9 protein-coding genes are annotated in these 19,710 nt (G+C 60.1%); 8 read left to right on the top strand and 1 reads right to left on the bottom strand.

Annotated elements, in window-relative coordinates; translation table 11 throughout:
* Window positions 1–366 precede the first annotated feature (366 nt).
* Together J3T95_RS03895 and J3T95_RS03890 are read left to right on the top strand one after the other, a co-directional pair.
* Entirely contained in the window at window positions 367–5,643 is a 5,277-nt protein-coding gene (locus J3T95_RS03895; protein ID WP_267450441.1) for an acyl-CoA dehydratase activase-related protein, read from the top strand.
* Between the two features lie 85 nt (window positions 5,644–5,728).
* The gene (locus J3T95_RS03890; RefSeq protein ID WP_267450440.1) at window positions 5,729–6,382 is read left to right on the top strand and encodes a sugar O-acetyltransferase; all 654 of its coding nucleotides are present in this window, start codon (window positions 5,729–5,731) and stop codon (window positions 6,380–6,382) included.
* Window positions 6,383–6,454: 72 nt separating this feature from the next.
* On the opposite strand, the gene J3T95_RS03885 is transcribed toward J3T95_RS03890, so the two are convergent.
* On the bottom strand, window positions 6,455–7,072 hold the full coding sequence (locus tag J3T95_RS03885) for a TetR/AcrR family transcriptional regulator (RefSeq protein WP_220237007.1): 618 nt from the start codon (window positions 7,070–7,072) through the stop codon (window positions 6,455–6,457).
* Window positions 7,073–7,370: 298 nt separating this feature from the next.
* Between J3T95_RS03885 and J3T95_RS03880 the strand changes: the two genes are divergently transcribed.
* From J3T95_RS03880 to ileS, 6 genes are all read left to right on the top strand, one after another.
* Entirely contained in the window at window positions 7,371–8,705 is a 1,335-nt protein-coding gene (locus J3T95_RS03880; RefSeq protein ID WP_267450439.1) for an MFS transporter, read from the top strand.
* 51 nt (window positions 8,706–8,756) lie between these two features.
* Window positions 8,757–10,112 (top strand): glycoside hydrolase family 30 protein, encoded by a 1,356-nt coding sequence (locus J3T95_RS03875; RefSeq protein WP_267450438.1) that lies wholly within the window; start codon window positions 8,757–8,759, stop codon window positions 10,110–10,112.
* Between the two features lie 33 nt (window positions 10,113–10,145).
* A complete protein-coding gene (locus J3T95_RS03870) occupies window positions 10,146–12,260 on the top strand; it encodes a beta-galactosidase (RefSeq protein WP_267450437.1) in 2,115 nt (704 codons plus the stop codon).
* Window positions 12,261–12,330: 70 nt separating this feature from the next.
* The gene (locus J3T95_RS03865) at window positions 12,331–14,634 is read left to right on the top strand and encodes a glycoside hydrolase family 3 N-terminal domain-containing protein (protein ID WP_267450436.1); all 2,304 of its coding nucleotides are present in this window, start codon (window positions 12,331–12,333) and stop codon (window positions 14,632–14,634) included.
* Between the two features lie 111 nt (window positions 14,635–14,745).
* The gene (locus J3T95_RS03860) at window positions 14,746–16,020 is read left to right on the top strand and encodes a glutamate-cysteine ligase family protein (protein WP_267450435.1); all 1,275 of its coding nucleotides are present in this window, start codon (window positions 14,746–14,748) and stop codon (window positions 16,018–16,020) included.
* A gap of 274 nt (window positions 16,021–16,294) precedes the next feature.
* Entirely contained in the window at window positions 16,295–19,639 is a 3,345-nt protein-coding gene (gene ileS / locus J3T95_RS03855; protein WP_267450434.1) for a mupirocin-resistant isoleucine--tRNA ligase, read from the top strand.
* The last annotated feature ends 71 nt before the right edge of the window (window positions 19,640–19,710 follow it).

Genomic DNA, 19,710 nt, shown 5'->3' with positions numbered 1-19,710 from the left:
GTCTCTCAATACGGGGACAATTCCATATGCTCTGGAGGCTCTCTAGAGGCCCTCTGCCGGTTGCTCCTGAGCTGATTTCGCCGAGGGCACAGTGGCATTTCTTTCACTCGCTAGCAGGCTGGAACTGAGGCGAAAGCATGGAAGGCGAGGGTTGCAACCAATGCTTTGATGCACCTGCCCTAGTCTGCGGCTTACCTGCAGCAGAGGCGGTTTCCTGGCGGCTGTGTCAAAGGAGACAGCACTGATTCCTGATATCGCAGAAGTTATTTACGTTCTGGCGGTAGCATAAATAGAGTAAGCCGGATATGGTGCGGTTCCTGCTTCTTGAACCCATCATGCGGCGGTCTCACGGATTGAGGTTGTTTCATGTCTGATGGCGTCGACATAGCAGGTCGATATAAGGGCACAGGGCCGCGGGATCTCCTGCGTGTGGGCTTGGACATCGGCTCTACTACAGTCAAAGCCGTGGTTCTGGGCACAGGCGACGGGCTGGATCAGGCGCTTTTCAATGACTATCGCCGTCATCATGCCAATGTGCGGCAGTGCGTGGCAGAACTGGTCACCGACATCAAGCTTTCCCTGTCGCGGGTTGGTTTGGCCGGCAATCCCATCAGTCTGGTGATCACCGGCTCGGGCGGGTTGGAGCTGGCCAGCCAGCTTCAGGCTGAATTCGCCCAGGAGGTAATTGCCGAGACCGAGGCCATCAACGCCACCTATCCAGAAGGGGATGTGATCATCGAGCTGGGCGGCGAAGATGCCAAAATCACCTATCTAAAGCCTACTCCGGAACAACGAATGAACGGGTCCTGCGCAGGCGGGACCGGTGCTTTCATCGATCAGATGGCCACCCTGCTCAACACCGATGCTTCAGGGCTGAACGATATGGCCTCCAAATACAAGACTATTTATCCTATCGCCTCGCGCTGTGGGGTCTTCGCCAAGTCCGACCTCCAGCCCTTGATCAACGACGGAGCCGCTAAGGAGGATCTGGCTGCATCCATTTTCAACGCCGTTGCCACACAGACCATTTCCGGTCTGGCCTGTGGACGTCCCATCCGCGGCAACGTAATCTTTTTGGGCGGGCCCCTCTTCTTTATGAGCGAGCTCAGGGAAGCCTTTAAGCGGATTCTCCAGGACAGGGTCAGCCGCTATATCATTCCCGAGAATGCACACCTCTATGTGGCCTATGGCGCTGCCATCATGGCTGGTCGCCACGACCAGGATGACCAGGACAGCGCGGCGCAGGTCAAGACTGACTACTCGCCTGAGTCCGACGTGAACGACCCCTTCGGCCCGGCTTGGGGACTGGACCAGGCGGAGGTCGACAGGGCACGGTCCGGAAAGGCTTCGAGCCTGGACAAGATGGCTCTGCATGATGCCATGCAGGATGGCCGCACCACCACCGTGGTGGACGGTGAAAATAAGGTTCCGGCGACCGAAACCGCCAAGGATGCCAGCCAAAATCAAGACATGCACTTTGAACTGACTTCGCTGGATGGTGTCCTTTCGGCATTGAAGGGCTTGGAGAACATGCCCTCGACGGCCAGAACGATCCGGCCGCTCTTCCTGAATGAAGACGAGCGCATGGAGTTCAACGACCGGCATGGGTCCCAGGTCATCCCTACTGGAGATCTGTCTGGGGCCAAGGGGCCGCATTTCCTGGGCATCGACGCGGGCAGCACGACCATCAAGGCCGTGCTGATCAATGACGACAAGACTATCGTCTGGTCCACTTATGGGGTGCATAAGGACAGCCCGCTGATCGCTGCCGCCAACATCGTCAAGGAGGTCAGGAAGTCCCTGCCGGAGGACGCTTACATCGCCCGCGCCTGCGCTACTGGCTATGGTGAGGGTCTGGTCAAGGCCGGTCTGCATGTTGACGAGGGTGTGGTCGAAACAATGGCCCACTACCGGGCAGCCGAGGAGATCAGCCCCGGCGTTACCTCGGTCATCGACATCGGCGGACAGGATATGAAGTACATTGCCGTCAACGATGGGGTCATTGATTCGATTTGCGTCAATGAGGCCTGCTCGGCAGGCTGCGGATCCTTCCTGCAGACCTTCGCCCAATCCATGGGCATCAGCATCCAAGACTTCACCAAGCAGGCGCTGGCCTCCGAGGCCCCGACCGATCTGGGCTCCCGTTGCACGGTATTCATGAACTCCTCGGTCAAGCAGGCTCAGAAGGAGGGCGCATCCCCGGAGGATATCGCTGCCGGTCTTTGCTACTCGGTGGTCAGGAATGCCCTCTACAAGGTCATCAAGCTGCGTGACGCCAACGCTCTGGGGCCGGTGGTCGTTGTCCAGGGAGGGACCTTCCTCAATGATGCCGTTCTGCGGGCCTTTGAGCTCCTGACCGGCCGCAAGGTGACCAGGCCCAACATTGCTGGGCTCATGGGAGCCTATGGTGCTGCACTCACGGCCCGTATGCACTGCCCGCAGAATGAAGAGATCGAGGATCTGACTGTGGCCAGCTCCATCCTGGCAGGGGACGACTTGGATAACCTCTCCATGACCACCACCCACGATGTCTGCAAGCTCTGCCAGAACCACTGCAAGCTGACCATCACCGAATTCAAAGATGGCGGCCGCTATGTGACTGGGAACCGCTGCGAACGTGGCGGAGACAAGAACCGCAAGCGCTCCGACAGGCCTAACCTCTACGACTTCAAATACAAGCGGGCCTTCGCCTACCGCCGTCTGACCCCGGACAAGGCCACCAGGGGCGATATCGGCATTCCACGTGTGCTCAACATGTACGAGGACTACCCCTTCTGGTTCACCCTGCTGACCTCATTGGGCTTCCGGGTCATGATCTCGGGGCGTTCCAACCATGAGCTCTTCGAGAGCGGGATGGAGTCCATCGCTTCCGAGAACATCTGCTACCCGGCCAAGCTGGTCCACGGGCATGTCCACTCCCTGGTGGACAAGGGCATCAAGACCATCTTCTATCCCTGCGTCACCTACGAGCAGGAGCTGGTTCCCGATACGGACAACCATTACAACTGCCCCATCGTGGCCAACTACCCGGTGGTGATCGAGGCCAACATGGCCGAGCTCAAGGAGAACGGTGTCCGCTTCATGCGGCCCTATTTCAACCTGTCCAACAAGGAGAAGATGGTCGAGCGGATCGTCAAGGTCTTCGACTGGGCCAAGGTGAGCGAGGAGGAGGCCCGGACCGCCGTTCAGGAGGCTTACAGGGAGGATGCCCGGTTCAAGGAGGACATCCGCCAGGAGGGGCTTCGCGCTCTGGCTTACATGCAGGAGTACGGGGTCAAAGGCGTGGTGCTGTCCGGACGCCCCTATCATGTGGATCCCGAGGTCAACCACGGCATTCCCGAAACCATCTGCTCCTTGGGCATGGCCGTGCTTTCCGAGGACTCCATCTGCGAGCTGGACGTACATGACCTGCCTAAGCTGAGTGACTACATCATTCCAGCGGCAGGTGAGCGGGCGCTGGCCTCCAACAACCCCACGGCCGCCAAGTTCCGCAAGACCGTACCAAGCTTCGGTGACGATCATCAGAAGATGCCCTTGAGGGTGACCGACCAGTGGGCCTACCATTCCAGGCTTTACTCGGCAGCCAAGTTCGTCTCCGAGTATCCCGACCTGCAGCTGGTCCAGCTGGTCAGCTTTGGATGCGGTGTGGATGCCATCACCACCGACCAGGTCCAGGAGATTCTAGCCGACAAGGGCGATGTCTACACGCAGTTAAAGATCGACGAGGTCTCCAACCTGGGTGCAGCCAAGATCCGTCTGCGCTCGCTGAAGGCCGCCATGGACGAACGTCACCAGCGGGGTCTGGCCCAGGAGGACAGCGAAGACCAGGAGGAAGCCCCCGTTATGGAGCAGGCGCATGTGAAGGCCGGAGCCAAGGAAGTTGATTCGTTGCCTGACCTTGTTCAGGCGGAGGATCCATCTGATTCCCATGATTCTCAGGAATCTCAAGAGTCTGCCAGCCATATTGCAGTAATGGATGCAGGTGCGTCTGACAAGCAGAAATCCGATGGGTTCCGGTCCACCAACGCGCAGAAAATCAACCTATCTCAGCGCAAGGCCGACATTGTGGCTCTGGCCCGGTTCGTGGCCCTGCACGATAAGAGCGATCAGGGTCTGATAGGCCTTCATCCCATGGGCGTCAGGCCCATCCGGGAGGCCATGGCTTCGCAGCAGAAGAAGCAAGAAGCCGACAACCAAGGCAAGGATGTCCAGGCTAGCGGAGCCGCCGCCAAACCGACCCTGTCCAAGTACGCCACAGAGCATCGCTTCACCAAGGAGATGGGGCACAAATTCACAGTGGTGGCACCGCAGATGTCCCCTGTGCACTTCTCTCTCCTGGAGGCAGTCTTCTCCAGCGCCGACTACCACTTCGAGCTTCTGAAGCATGCCACGGCCGAAGACATCAACACCGGTGTCAAATACGTCAACAACGATGCCTGCTTCCCGGCCATCATCGTGGTGGGGCAGCTGGTCAACGCCTTCCTTTCCGGCAGGTTCGACCCGCACAAGTGCGCGGTCATCGTCACACAGACCGGCGGCATGTGCAGGGCCACCAACTACTATGGCCTTCTGCGCAAGGCCCTGGCTGATGCGGGCTACGGCTATGTGCCGATTATCACGCTGAGCGTGCAGGGCTTCAAGGCCAATCCCGGCCTTCAGGTAACCCCGGCGTTGCTGCATCGTGCTGTCAAGGCCTTCTATCTGGGCGATGCCATGATCGAGTGCCTGCTCAGGGTCCGTCCCTACGAGCAGGAGCCAGGATCAGCCAACAGGCTCTACAAGCTTTGGGACACGATCTGCAAAGAGACCATCGAAAACCACGGGTATTCCAAGACTGCCAAGAAAGTCTACGGTCATGGATATCTGCCTTACCGCACGCTGATGAAGAGGATGATCCGGGCTTTCGACAAACTGCCGCTGCGCGATATTCCCCGCAAGCCTCGTGTGGGGGTAGTAGGCGAAATCCTGGTCAAGTACCATCCAGATGCCAACAACCATGTGGTCGACCTGATTGAGAGCCAGGGCTGCGAGGCCGTGCTCCCCGGTGTCTGTGACTTCATGGTCAACGGCATTTCAAACGCCGAATGGAACGAGGAGATGCTGGGCACAGGCGGCCGGGTGGGTGTCAAGAAGATCGTCCTGAAGGCGGCGGATGCCTACCGCGCCCCCATGATCGCCGGGTTCAAGGCCTCCCATGGGAAGTTCGACATTCCCGCCCATATCAGTGAGCTGAGGGAAAAGGCCGCATCAGTCACCTCCCTGGGCGTTCAGGCTGGAGAGGGTTGGCTCCTGACCGGAGAGATCATTGAACTGATCCAGTCCGGCGCCCCCAACATCGTTTGTGCGCAACCCTTCGCCTGCCTGCCCAACCACGTGACAGGACGTGGCATGTTCGGCAAGATCCGTAGGACCTACCCTGAGGCCAACATCGTCTCGATCGACTACGATCCCGGCGCATCGGAGGCCAACCAGCTCAACAGGATCAAGCTGATGATCGCCGCTGCCAAGAAGCCGGGCGACCAGCAAACACTCAGCCGGGACCACAAGGATGCCGTGGAATCACAGCCTGCGGGATCGACCGGCCTGGATGCTGGGCAGGCAGCACCCGTCCAGGACGAAGAGAAGGTTCTGGAGAGTCTGTAGATGCCAGGTTGAGGCCGGCGTCTGGAGCTAACGCAGCGGCCTCGGAACTGCTGAACCACGAAGATCAAGGAAAGAGGGGCTTACCATGACCAGCCGCGAGGAGATCAAGGCTCTGCTGGACACCGACCAGATCTACATTGCCGATACGCCTGAAATGAAGCAGGTCCAGGACGCCCAGCAGGATTTGGTCTTCGAGTTCAATGCCTGCCGTCCCAGCCAGGCGGAGAAAAAACAGGACCTTTGCAAAAAGATGTTCGGCTCCTTTGGCCAAGGCAGCTGGATTGAGGGACCAGTGCGGGCCAACTGGGCCTGCAACACCTACTGGGGGAGCAGATGCTACGCCAACTTCAACCTGGTTCTGGTTGACGATGGACGCATTGACATAGGCGACCACACCATGTTCGGACCCAATGTCACCATCGTCACCACCGGGCACACCATTCGCCCCGATATACGTGCCTATGGAACGCCCCAGTTCTCGGCCCCGGTCAGCATAGGCAGGAATGTGTGGATCGGCGCAGGCGCCATCATCATGCCAGGAGTGTCCATCGGAGGCAACACGGTCATCGGGGCAGGGTCCCTGGTCACCAAGGACATCCCCGCCGACGTGGTTGCCTACGGCCACCCCTGCAAGGTCGTCCGTCCCATCAACGACCACGATTATGAATACTTCTGGAGGGATCGCCGATATCAGGCTCCTTATGATGCCAAACCCTTCAGGATGGAGGAAGAGGGCTGACTTCTCGGATGTCCCTTCCGGCTGTTCCGGCATTGTCCGGGAAGACTGCCGCCGCTGAGCAGCCTGCGCTGTTCAGCGGTACCCATCCCAGAGCGGCAAGGGGAAAAGCAAGTCTTTGAACAGGTTCCATTCCTGGACATAGTCGATTTTCGGCTCCCGCAGCAATCGTATTTGTATGCCGTCCATGACTTCCACGCTCATCCTGACGCTGTTTTGCATGTCTCTGGACCAATCCATGCCGTCGGGGAGCGCCCAGGGGAAACGGGAATAATGCTCCCACACTTCTTCTGGCCTGCGAAGAAAATAGTCATGCAAAGGATGGTTGGCGGAGATGGCCTCGGTTTCCAGGACCGTATATAGCTGAGTAAGTTCAGGCTGGCTCGCGTTGTGAGCAACCAGATAGTCAAAATAGGCCGGAAGATGTGGATGATCGGGGTCGGACCCGGGCAGGCCTGTCTGTACGAATTCCTCCGGGGTGCCATTGACGTCATAAAGGTCCGTGATCAGGAGAGATAGCAGGCCTTCCTTGCTGCCGACATAATGGAGAACGCCCGGCTGTGACATCCCCACCATGTCAGCGACATCTTTGAGCGATATGCCGTTGTATCCGTGTTGGCTGATGAGGTGGGCGGCGGCCTGTGTGATTTCCGCACGTCTCGCCTCAGGTGATTTTCTGGTTCGGCTCGCCATGTCCTGGTCTTATGGCTCCTTTCCGCAGTTCTTGAGTGTTCTGCTGCTGGTTGTTTGATACTTATGGTACATGGGGCTCGGATTCGTAACAGTGATCAGGGTATGGCGCTACCGGGTTACGGCTCAGACAGGTAAACGAAAAAGAAGTCAACAGGCACTCGAAGATGTGCATTCAGTCGCTGACTTGACATTTATATCGAGTAACTGTTAGATATATAATTATCTAATGCTTGGTAGATACGGTTGTCTGCCTGCATTGGACGTGTCAGAGAAGACTAACAATAGAGAGGTCGACACTATGAGCGACTCAGCAGCCCCGGGGTTGGGGGATTCTGAACTTCTGCAGGCGCATAAGGCAGCTTTGGCCGCTGCCGACAAGAACCCCATGCTCTCGCCCGAGACAGGTAAGCCGGTACCCAAAAAGACCCTGTTTCGGTTTGGGGCGAGCTTCCTGGCTTTCGGCATTCTGTGGATGTCAGGCCTGGGAATCGTCAGCATCGTCTTGCTTCCCGAGCATCTCAAGCAGGTTCCAGGCATCGCTCCCGAGGCGCTGATGGGCGTAGTCAATGCTTGTACTGCCGTGGCTTCGCTGGTATCCAACCTGCTCTTTGGGAACTTCTCTGATCGCAGCCGTTCCCGGTACGGGCGTCGAACACCGTGGGTCCTGGGCGGCGCAGTCCTGGGTGGTGTGACCCTGTTCCTGACGGGCATGACCACCAACCCGGTTCTGCTCACTATCGTGTATTGCCTTTGCATGTTCGGTCTGAACTGCATGATCGCCCCTATGGTGGCCATCCTGTCCGATCGTGTGCCATCCGGTGTGCGCGGAACCCTGTCCGCCTTCTATGGAGCAGGCTCTACCATCGGTTCGCCCATTGGCTCTCTGATCGGCGCGGCCTTGGTGACCCGTATGTTCACTGGCTTCGTTCTAGCCGGCGTGCTCATGTTCCTGGGTGGTGTCGTGGCGATTCTGATCATGCCCAGGGAAGGTTCGGCTGCTTATCTGCCCAAGGATGAGGGCACTCTCATGGACGTGCTCAAGTCTTTCCAGCCTCCGCGCTTCCATGGAGCCCACGACTTCTATAAGGCCTTCGTTGGAAGGCTCTGCATGCTGCTGAGCTATCAGATGATCTCCGCCTATCAGCTCTATATCGTCGAAAAGTATGTGGGTCAAACCGTAACCCAGGCAGCCGCAACCATTTCGGTTATGTCCGTCATCACCATGGTGGTATCTCTGCTGGGTTCTTTGGTCTCCGGCCCGATTTCGGATTTGATCGGACGGCGCAAGGTGCCGGTGGTCATCGCCTCCGTTCTCTTTGCTATTGGCATCGCTATGCCCTGGATCAGCCCCACGGTCATGGGCATGTACCTGTACGCCGGCATCGCCGGGTTCGGGTATGGAGTCTATTCCTCCGTCGACCAGGCGCTCAATGTCGACGTTCTGCCCAGCAAGGAGGAGGCCGGCAAGGATCTGGGCATCCTCAACCTGGCCACCACACTGGGGCAGATGGCCGGTCCTTTGGTCATGTCCTTCATCACGCTGAACTGGGGCTATGCGGCGGCCTTCCCAACGGCCATCGCCTTCGCCTTGCTGGGATGCGTCTTTATCCTGATGATCAGAAACGTCAAGTGACACCGGCCTGTGTGGACATACAGGAAAACCATACAAAGGAGCAGAAGATAAATGAACAGAAATGCAGAACCAATCTGGGTGGCAACCACTCGCGAGCAAGCCATGCAGGAACATCCCTTGGCGCTTTCTGCCTTGGAGTCATCGGCCGATCTGGAGTGGACCGGCGACAGGCTGCAGGCCCTCAGAGGGTTTGGCGGCTGCTTCAATGAGCTGGGGTGGCTGCCCTTGCAGGAGCTGGGGGAGGAGGAACGTGAGAGGATCATCCGTGAGCTCTTCAGCCCGGACGAGCTGAATCTGACCTTCAACAGGACACCGGTGGGTGCCAACGACTTCGCTGCGAATTGGTACAGCTACGACGAGACCGACGGCGACTATGACCTGAAGCATTTCAGTGTCGACCACGACGAGCAGACCCTGATTCCATACATCCGACAGGCGCAGAAGTATCAACCGAACATGGGCCTCTTCGCCAGTCCCTGGAGTCCGCCCACCTGGATGAAACGGCCCAAGGTCTACAATTTCGGGCGAATCGACATGAGCGAGCGCAATCTATCCGCATATGCCCGCTATCTTCTGCGATACGTGCGCGAGTATGATTCCCGTGGCATTCATGTCGACCAGCTGCATGTGCAGAACGAGGTCTTCGCGGATCAGAAGTTCCCCTCCTGCCTTTGGTCCAGCGAGGATATGCGCATCTTCATCCGCGACTATCTGGGCCCCCTCTTCGCCAAAGAGGCGCCGGACACGGCCATCTTCCTGGGGACCCTCAATGGTCCCGAGGATATGAAATTCGGCCCCCAAGGCATGATCCTGGAAAACTACAACCGTTACGTGGACAACATTCTCTTTGACGATGACTGCCGCAAGTACATTGCCGGCATCGGCTACCAGTGGGCTGGCCAGCATGTCATCGAGCGCACCCACAATTCATGGCCCGAGATCGAGCTGGAACAGACCGAGTCCGAATGCGGCATGGGCGGCAACTCCTGGGAGTACGCCGAATACGTCTTCTCGCTGGTCAATCGGTATCTTCGGGCTGGAGCCACCTGCTACACCTACTGGAACATGGTCCTGGGCCAGGGCATATCCACCTGGGGCTGGCGGCAGAATTCTCTCTTCTCCATCGACACCACCACCGGCCAGATCAGCCGGAATCCCGAGTACTACGTCATGCGTCATTACTCGCACTATGTGCGCCCAGGCGCTCGCCAGCTGGATACACGCGGCCATTTCAGTTCCATGGCCACAGCCTTCGAAAATCCTGATGGATCGGTCGTTGTCGTGGCTCAGAACGCCCTGGATCGCGCCATGCCCTTCTCCTTCTCCGGGCCGGGAGGGGATAGCGAAGGGAACCAGGGTTTCCAGGCGACCCTGGAGCCGCGGTCCTTTAACACCTTCGTTCTATGAATCGAGTCTCGTAGATTAAGATTGGAGTCCATCATGTCAGACAATGCGGTCCGCGCCAAGGACCACTCAGCTTCGCCAGGCAGCACGCGCCTTCCAGACAGGCTCATCTTCGGCTGCGCCTACTACGATGAATACATGCCATATGAGCGGGTGGACAAGGACATGTCCATGATGAAGTCCGCCGGCATTACCACCATCCGTATCGCTGAATCCACCTGGAGCACCTTGGAGCCCCAGCCTGGCGCATTCGACTTCAGCCATGTGGACCGGGTTCTGGATGCTGCGGAACGCTTCGGCATCCAGGTCATCGTGGGCACGCCCACCTATGCCGTCCCCGCCTGGCTGGTAGCCATGCACCCGGATGTTCTGGCGGACACCCCTGATGGTCCCAATCGGTATGGCGCTCGCCAGATCATGGACATCGTCAACCCTTCCTACCGGTACTATGGCGAGCGCGTCATACGCAGGCTTATAAGCCATGTGGCTGACAACCACCAGGTGATCGGCTACCAGGTCGACAACGAAACCAAGTACTACGATTGCGTATCGCCCGACATGCAGCGGCTCTTCGTCAAGGATTTGCGACAGCGTTTTGATGACGATCTGGACCGTCTCAATGCGGCCTTTGGACTGGACTACTGGTCCAACAGGATCGACTCCTGGGAGGACTTTCCCGATCTGACTGGGACCATCAACGCATCCCTTGGTTCCGCATTCGACCGCTTCCGTCGAAGCCAGGTCAGCCGCTACTTGGCCTGGCAGGCTGGCATTGTGCGCGAATACGCCCGCGAGGACCAGTTCGTCACCCACAACTTCGATTTCGATTGGGGTCCGGGCTGGTCATACGGCGTTCAGCCGGCTGTCGATCATTTCGAAGCGGCCGGATGCTTGGACATGGCCGGTGTGGACATCTACCATCCCACTGAGGATGACCTGACCGGCAAGGAGATCGCCTTCGGCGGGGACATGACCCGCAGCCTGAAGCGTGGCGCCAACTACCTGGTTCTGGAAACTGAAGCCCAGGGACAGAACGGCTGGCTGCCCTACCCGGGGCAGCTGCGACTGCAGGCATACAGCCATCTGGCCTCGGGTGCTGACGGGGTCATGTACTGGCACTGGCATTCCATCCACAACTCCTTCGAGACCTACTGGAAGGGTCTGCTTTCGCAGGATATGGAGCCCAACCCCACCTATGAGGAGGCTGGCCAATTCGGCAGGCAGATAGCGCAGAAGGGTGTGGGGGAGCGTCTGATCAACCTTCAAAAGCGCAACAAGGTCGCCATCATGGTGGGCAACGACTCCCTGACCGCTTTGGACTGGTTCTCCCTGGAGACTGGCTTCCCCCGTCAACAGGGGCAGATCTCCTACAATGATGTGGTCAGACGGGTCTACGACGCCCTCTTCGAGCTCAACATCGAGTGCGATTTCATCAGCGACAAGGCTGACCGGTCCCAGCTGGAGTCTTACGCCATGGTCCTGGTTCCTGCCCTCTACAGCAGCAATGAGGAAACGCTGAGGACCCTTGCCGATTACGTTTATCGGGGAGGTCATCTGGTGGCCACGCTGCGTTCCTTCGTGGCGGACGAGAACCTCAAGGTTTGGCACGACAAGGCTCCGCACCTGCTGACCGACGTGTTCGGCATCGACTACAACCAGTTCACCCGTCCCGGCAAGGGGCTGACCCTGGATCTGCGTGGGGCCGACCAGGACGGGCCGGCCTGCCAGGGGCTGATCGAACTGTTGAACCCGCGCCCCGGCACCCAGGTCCTGGCCTCCTATGACCACCCGGTCTGGAAGCGGTATGCGGCTGTGACCCGTCATGAATACGGCCACGGCAGCGCGGAGTGGCTCGGCACTTTGCCCTCGGCCCAGGGCATGCGGCTCCTGCTTTCGGATGCGGCAGATGCGGCTGGCCTGAACAGTCCTGCCCGGGACCTGGCTGGCCTGGTCACGGTGCGTGAGGGCACCAACGCCCTGGGAGAGCAGATCACCTACCTGCTCAATTATTCATCCAAGGAGATCGGACTGGACGCACCTTACGGAGGGCATCTGCTGGTGGCTGACGGGCAGGCAGATCCTCAGGCTCATATCGACCAGGGTCAGCCCATGACCATCGGACCCTGGGACCTGGCAATCATCGTTCGATAGGCCGGCTTCAGACTGACCGAACGCAAATACATGAGTGGATTAGTGTTCAGTAAGAAAGGAAGGTGCCCAGATGGCATCAAGGAAGTTGGCAGAGGGCCTGCCCTACCGCAATCCCGGCCTGGGCGTGGATGAGCGAGTGGCCGACCTGCTGGGCCGGATGACCCGGGAGGAGAAGGTGGGCCAGATGATGCAGCTGGATGCCCGCCAAGGGGTGGACGAGGAGGTGATGGATCAGCACGCCGGGTCTCTGCTGCATGTCTCTCCGAAGAACATGATCATGGCTGACAAGGCCGTCCATCGCACTCGTCTGGGCATCCCCCTGCTGATTGGCGACGACTGCATCCACGGCCACTCCTTCTTCCGTGGAGCAACCATCTTTCCCGAGCAGTTGGGCATGGCAGCCTCCTTTGACCCTGAACTGGTCCAGCGGATGGGGCGGGCCACAGCCCAGGAGGTCGCTACAACAGGCGTCCACTGGACCTTCTCTCCAGTGCTTTGCATTGCCAGGGACACCCGTTGGGGACGGGTGGATGAGACCTTCGGCGAGGACCCCTTCTTGATCGGCGAAATGGCCTCGGCCATGGTGCACGGCTACCAGGGCGGTTCAGCCATGACCGGGACCCTGCCCAAGGATGCCGTGCTGGCCACGGCCAAGCACTTCGCCGGTTACTCCGAGACCCAAGGCGGGCGCGACGCCTCCGAGGCCGACCTCTCGCACCGCAAGCTGCTCTCCTGGTTCCTGCCGCCCTTCGAGCGCTTGGCCAAGGAGGGTGTGGCCACCTTCATGCTGGGCTACGAGTCCATTGACGGGGTTCCGGTCACCATCAACAACTGGCTGCTCAACGACGTGCTGCGTGGGGAGTGGGGCTACCAGGGCACCCTGATCACGGACTGGGACAACGTGGGCCGGATGGTCTGGGAACAGAAGGTGCAGCCCGACTACACCAGCGCTGCCGCGGCTGCTGTCAAGGCTGGCAACGATCTGGTTATGACCACGCCCGGCTTCTACCAGGGAGCCTTGGATGCACTGGATGCCGGGCTGTTGCGCGAGGAGGACCTTGATCGGGCGGTCAAGCGCATCCTGGCCCTGAAATTCCGCATGGGGCTCTTCGAGGATCCGCGTCTGCCCAGCCCCGGGGCCCAGGAGGCGGTCATCAACTCACCGGAGCACCAGGAACTCAACCTCCAGGTGGCCCAGGAGTCGGCAGTTCTTTTGAAGAACGACGGCATCCTGCCCCTGTTCGGTGGGGTGGGTGCCGATGGCCGCCCTGGTGATGATTCAGCGCATAGCATCGCCTTGGTGGGTCCGTTGATCGACGACGCCCAGAACCAGCTTGGGGACTGGGCCGGCGGCTCGGGTCAGTGCGATTGGATCAAGGACCAGCCGCGGGAGATGATCTCGACCGTGGCCGACGGTCTGCGCAAGGAGCTGCCTGAAAACTGGCAGCTCAACTGTGAGCAGGGCGTCGACGTGCTCCGTCTGGTCGACGACCCGGCGGGCGAGCTTTTCCCCGACGGCCAGCCCAGGCCCAAGGTGGCTGCTCCGGCCAGGATCGATCAGGGCCGCTTCGACAGGGCCATTGAATTGGCTGGGCAAAGCGACTTGGTGGTGGCTGTGGTCGGCGACGTGGTCCAGCTGGTGGGCGAGGGCCGTTCGACTGCCACCCTGGAGCTCTACGGTCCTCAGCGCGATCTGCTGGATGCCCTGGCGCAGACGGGCAAGCCCATGGTCATCGTGCTCATGTCTTCCAAGCCGCTGATCCTGCCCCCGTCTGCACAGTCGGCCAGAGCTCTGATCTGGCAGCCCGACCCGGGCATGCAGGGCGGTCGTGCTTTGGCCAGGATTCTCACCGGCAAGGTTGAGCCCACAGGCAGACTGCCCATCACCTTTCCCAGACATGCCGGTCAGCTGCCGGTCTACTACAACCAGATCCGCGGCCAGCATGGTGACCGCTACGCCGACCTGACCCAGGAACCGGCCTTCGCTTTCGGCCAGGGGATGGGCTACACCACCTTCGCCTACGGAAAGCCCCAGGTTGATGGACCCGATGCCGTCGGCCCCAAGGACACGGTCAGGGTGAATGTAGACCTGACCAACACCGGTCAGCGATCAGGCACCGAGGTGGTCCAGGTCTACATCAGCGACCTGGTGACCTCCGTCAGCTGGGCTGACCGCGAGCTCAAAGCCTTCCAAAGGATTCAACTGGATCCAGGGCAGACCCGGAAGGTGGTTTTCGATCTACCGGTGTCCGAGTGGACCCTGGTCGATGCCGACTGCCGCCGCAGGGTCGAGCCTGGCAAGTTCGAGGTGTTGGTGGGATCCTCCTCGTGCAGGGAAGATCTGCAGGCCGTGACGGTGACCGTGGTGGGCTGAGCCTGCGATCGACTGGGTTGGAGGCAGTCGGATGGTCGACTGTCATCCGGTTGCGGCGGGACCCTTGGGGTGTTGGTTGCCCAGGGCCCTCGCCCGCCCTACCATTGCAGTATGAGCAAAAGCGTAGGCGCTGGGTATGCGCACCTGTTGACGGTCCCCAATCCGCGGCATGTGTCCAGCCTGGTCGACTACTTTACACGAGGTTCCAAACCGCAGGCCCAGTGGCGGTTCGGCATTGAGATCGAGCATTTGCCAGTGCGCAACGACGGGTCCGATGCCCCGGTTTCCTATGAGGGGGAGCGGGGCGTCGAAGCTTTGCTGTCGGCCTTGGAACCCCGCTACGACGGCCATAAGGAATACCGTGAGGATGGTCATCTGGTCGGCCTGAGCAGGCCGGGCTGCGTGGTCTCCCTGGAGCCCGGGAGCCAGGTGGAGTGCTCCTTGGGCGTAGTGCGGGACAGCCGAGAATTCGAGGACCTTTATCGACGTTTCCGTGCCGAGGTCGACCCTATTGCCGAGCGGCTGGGGTTTCGTCTGGTTGAGTACGGGTATCGTCCTGCTGGCTCCTACGCGGATGTGGGCGTCAATCCCAAGGAACGCTATGCGGTCATGAACACCTATCTGGGTCGCATCGGCCAGTGCGGGCCCATGATGATGCGCAGCACCGCCTCCACACAGATCAGCATCGACTATCAGGACGAGGACGACGCCATCGCCAAGATCCGTTTGGGCACGGCTATCGGCCCCGTTTTGGCCTACTTCTTCCGCAACACCCCTATCTTCGAGGGCGGGCCCAACCGCATGCCTCTGCGACGTCAGCGGATCTGGGACTGGCTTGACCCCCAGCGCACAGGTCTGATCCCGGGGCTGTTCGATGACGGCTTCGGCTGGGAGGACTATGCCGTAGACCTGCTGTCCACCCCGCTGATGGTGGCCGATGTCTCCCACACCCCGGAGGTGGAGGGGCCGCAAGGGCATCAGGTCTTCATCGCCTGGCATGAAAACGCCGGGGAGATCTATCCTGACCGTCTGCTCAACGACGCCGAGATAGCGCACATCCTGACCACCCACTTCAATGACGTTCGCCTAAAGAACTACATCGAGCTCAGGCACTGGGATTCCCTGCCCATGAAACGCGCCAGCCGACTTGTGGAAGTCGTCGGCGGCATTTTCTATGATCCGGCACGCTTTGCTCGGCTTGTCCGGTTCTTGGACGGGGTGGCCGAGGAGGATGTGCTTCAAGCCAAGGCCGAACTTCAGGTCCGTGACGGACAGGCCAGCCCCTATGGCCGCTCCCTGGATTTCTGGCGGCAGGCCCTGGGTGCCGAGGACACCCTGGAAGGCCTGCCGGGCGATCCCAGACATCCTGATCTCTTCCAGCTTTGACGGCTGTATCGTTATGCGAAAGGATGGGGCCGGTTTCCTGAGGATGGTATATTCTGGTCACCAATGGGCTTTGATCCGTCATCAGCGGGGAGTCCTCGGAAGAACGGGAACGCCCTGCGGCGTTCCTCAGTAGAACCGGCGGGTGGGCCCGCACAGCCCAGACAAGCGGTTCGGCAGGGGTCATTGGCCGGGCAAGCGAGGTGGTACCGCGGTGGGCCTACGGGCCCCTCGTCCTCGGTATGGCGACATGAACGACCAGCGAGGAGCGTGAACGGTGAAACAGGCCACTGATACCTCAGATAAGACAAGTCGGGACGGGGAAGTTTATCCCAAGGCGGTGGTGGACCCTGCTCTCGACAAGGTGAAGCCCAATCCCTCCTTCCCTCGGATGGAGGAGTCGGTCCTGGACTATTGGGACCATGACGATACTTTCAATAAGTCGGTGGAGCGTCGCCCTTCCGGCGATCATGCCGACAATGAGTTCGTCTTCTTCGACGGCCCGCCCTTCGCCAACGGCTTGCCTCACTATGGACACCTGCTGACCGGCTATGTCAAGGATGTCATTCCTCGCTACCAGACCATGAAAGGCCACAAGGTCAACCGTGTCTTCGGCTGGGACACCCATGGTCTGCCCGCCGAGTTGGAAGCCCAGCGCGAGCTTGGTATCGACAGCGTGGATCAGATTGAGCAGATGGGCATCGAGAAGTTCAATGACGCCTGCCGCGCATCGGTGCTCAAGTACACCAGCGAGTGGAAGGATTACGTCCATCGTCAGGCCCGCTGGGTGGACTTCGATCACGGATACAAGACCCTGGATGTTTCCTACATGGAGTCGGTCATGTGGGCCTTCAAGACCCTCTACGAGAAGGGCCTGGCTTATAAGGGGCACCGGGTGCTGCCATACTGCTGGAAGGATCAGACGCCGCTGTCCAACCACGAGCTGCGCATGGATGCCGATGTCTACCAGGACCGGCAGGACACCACCGTCTCCGTGGCCGTCAAGCTCAGGGACGAGGACGCCTATGCGGTCTTCTGGACTACTACTCCCTGGACCGTCCCTACCAACCTGGCCATCGTGGTCGGCGCTGGCATCGAGTACTCGGAAGTCAGCCCGGTGTCTGGGCCATTCGCCGGCAAGCGCTTCTACATCGCCACGGCCCGCTTGGGCGATTACGCCAAGCAGCTGGGGGAGGACTACCAGGTGGTCCGCACCCTCAAGGGGTCCCAGATGGAGGGCTGGCGGTACTGGCCGGTCTTTCCCTACTTTGCCGGAGAGCAGGCCGAATCAGAGGGTGGCACCCCCGGCCCCAATGCCTATACCATCTACATGGCTGACTACGTCGACACTGTGGAGGGCACCGGCCTGGTCCACCAGGCTCCCTATGGCGAGGATGATATGAACACCCTGAACGCCAAGGGCATCCGCAGCGTGGACGTCCTCGATGCCGGGGCCGTTTTCACCGAGCAGTGCCCCGACTACCAAGGCATGCAGGCCTTCGATGCCAACATGCCTATTATTCGCAACCTGCGCGCAGGGGACGGTCCCCTGGCCCGGATCCCCGCCGAGCACCGGGCCATCCTCTTCCAGGAGAAGAGCTACGTCCACTCCTACCCCCACTGCTGGCGTTGCGGCACTCCGCTGATCTACAAGCCGGTCTCCAGCTGGTTCGTCTCCGTAACCAAGATCAAGGACCGCCTTCTGGAACTCAACCAGCAGATCAACTGGATCCCCGAGAATGTCAAGGACGGCCAGTTCGGCAAGTGGCTGGCCAATGCCCGTGACTGGTCCATCTCCCGCAATAGGTTCTGGGGCTCGCCCATCCCGGTCTGGGTTTCTGACGATCCCAAGTACCCTCGGGTGGATGTTTACGGGTCACTGGAGGAGCTCAAGCAGGACTTCGGCCGCTACCCGACCGACGAAAAGGGGCAGATCAACATGCACCGGCCCTGGATCGATCAGCTGACCAGGCCCAACCCTGACGATCCGACCGGCAAGTCCACCATGCACAGGATCACTGATGTGCTGGACTGCTGGTTCGAGTCAGGCTCCATGCCCTTCGCCCAATTCCACTACCCCTTCGAAAACAAGCAGTATTTCGAGGACCGGGATCCCTGTGATTTTGTGGTCGAGTACATCGGTCAGACCCGCGGCTGGTTCTACACCATGCACATCATGTCCACGGCCCTCTTCGATAAGCCGGCCTTCAAGAACGTGATCTGCCATGGCATCGTCCTGGGCTCCGACGGCCAGAAGATGAGCAAGCACCTGCGCAACTATCCGGATGTGAATGAGGTTTTCGACAAGTACGGATCCGATGCCATGCGCTGGTTCCTGATGAGCTCGTCCATCCTGCGCGGCGGCAACCTGGTCGTCACCGCCGAGGGCATCCGTGACACGGTCCGTCAGGTTATGCTGCCGGTCTGGAGCTCCTACTACTTCTACACGCTCTATGCCAACGCGGCCAATATGGGAGCCGGCTACCAGGCCCAGGCGCTGACACCGGACCGGGTGGCGAGTCTGCCGGAGATGGACCGCTTCCTGCTGGCGCGGACCCGCCGGCTGATCCGGTCGGTGCAGAAGGCCCTGGACGACTTCGCCGTCTCGGATGCCTGCGATGCGGTGACCGACTTCATCGATGTACTGACCAACTGGTACATTCGCAACAATCGCGACCGTTTCTGGAGTGAGGACCACCAGGCCTTCGACACCCTTTATACGGTCTTGGAGGCCTTCGCCCGCGTTCTGGCCCCTCTGGCGCCCATGGAAGCCGAGCAGATCTGGCGTGGTCTGACCGGTGGGGAGTCGGTCCATCTGGCCGACTGGCCCTTCCTGGCCGATGAGTCCACCGGACAAGAGACCGAACTGGGGCAGGTCCTGCGTGATGATCCTGCCCTGGTAGCTGCCATGGAGAAGGTTCGCGAGGTGGTTTCGGCCACCCTGGCCCTGCGCAAGGCCGAGCAGATCCGCGTCCGCCAGCCGCTGTCCCGGTTGACCGTGGTGGTTCGCGACCCCGATGCGGCCCGTTCTTACGTGGACGTGCTCAAGTCGGAGCTGAACATCAAGAATGTGGAATTCTGCACCCTGGACCAGGCCGGCCAGCACGGCCTGCGAATCATCCACGATCTCAAGGTCAACGCCCGTGCGGCTGGGCCTCGGCTGGGCAAGCAGGTTCAGTTCGTCATCAAGGCTTCCAAGCAGGGCGACTGGTCCGAGCAGGACGGGCACGTGGTCGTCGCTACCCCCGACGGATCGGTGGCCCTGAAGCCAGGCGAATACGAGCTGGACAACCGGATCGAGCAGGAGGATGGCTCCCAGGCCGACAGATCGGCCTCTGCAGCCCTGCCCACCGGTGGCTTCGTCATTCTCGACACCCAGCTGGACGACGACCTCCTGGCCGAGGGCTATGCCCGAGATCTGATCCGCCAGGTTCAGGATGCCCGGAAGACTGCCGGTTTGGACATTGCTGATCGAATCCGGCTGACCCTGACCTTGCCCGGGGAGGATGCTCCCAAGGCCCAGCAGTTCAGCGACCTGATCGCTCGCGAGACCCTGGCCACCAATCTGACCGTCAATGTTGGCGATCTGGACCAGCCGCAGGTCGACCTGGTCAAGGCCTGATCCTAGTTGCACAAAGGGGTTCCATCCTGCATCAGATGGAAACCCTTTGTGATGCGTCCTGCCGGGCGTGA

Source organism: Bifidobacterium sp. B4079 (genome assembly GCF_026537385.1).
Lineage (GTDB): Bacteria > Actinomycetota > Actinomycetes > Actinomycetales > Bifidobacteriaceae > Bombiscardovia > Bombiscardovia asteroides_I.
This window is presented reverse-complemented; position numbering and strand designations above follow the sequence as displayed.

What these genes read in the sequence shown, in the direction of transcription:
- J3T95_RS03870 (WP_267450437.1), top strand. Translation starts at nt 10,146, where the DNA reads ATGTCAGACAATGCGGTCCGCGCCAAGGACCACTCAGCTTCGCCAGGC.
- J3T95_RS03880 (WP_267450439.1), top strand. Translation starts at nt 7,371, where the DNA reads ATGAGCGACTCAGCAGCCCCGGGGTTGGGGGATTCTGAACTTCTGCAG.
- J3T95_RS03890 (WP_267450440.1), top strand. Translation starts at nt 5,729, where the DNA reads ATGACCAGCCGCGAGGAGATCAAGGCTCTGCTGGACACCGACCAGATC.
- J3T95_RS03860 (WP_267450435.1), top strand. Translation starts at nt 14,746, where the DNA reads ATGAGCAAAAGCGTAGGCGCTGGGTATGCGCACCTGTTGACGGTCCCC.
- J3T95_RS03885 (WP_220237007.1), bottom strand. Translation starts at nt 7,072, where the DNA reads ATGGCGAGCCGAACCAGAAAATCACCTGAGGCGAGACGTGCGGAAATC.
- J3T95_RS03895 (WP_267450441.1), top strand. Translation starts at nt 367, where the DNA reads ATGTCTGATGGCGTCGACATAGCAGGTCGATATAAGGGCACAGGGCCG.
- J3T95_RS03865 (WP_267450436.1), top strand. Translation starts at nt 12,331, where the DNA reads ATGGCATCAAGGAAGTTGGCAGAGGGCCTGCCCTACCGCAATCCCGGC.
- J3T95_RS03875 (WP_267450438.1), top strand. Translation starts at nt 8,757, where the DNA reads ATGAACAGAAATGCAGAACCAATCTGGGTGGCAACCACTCGCGAGCAA.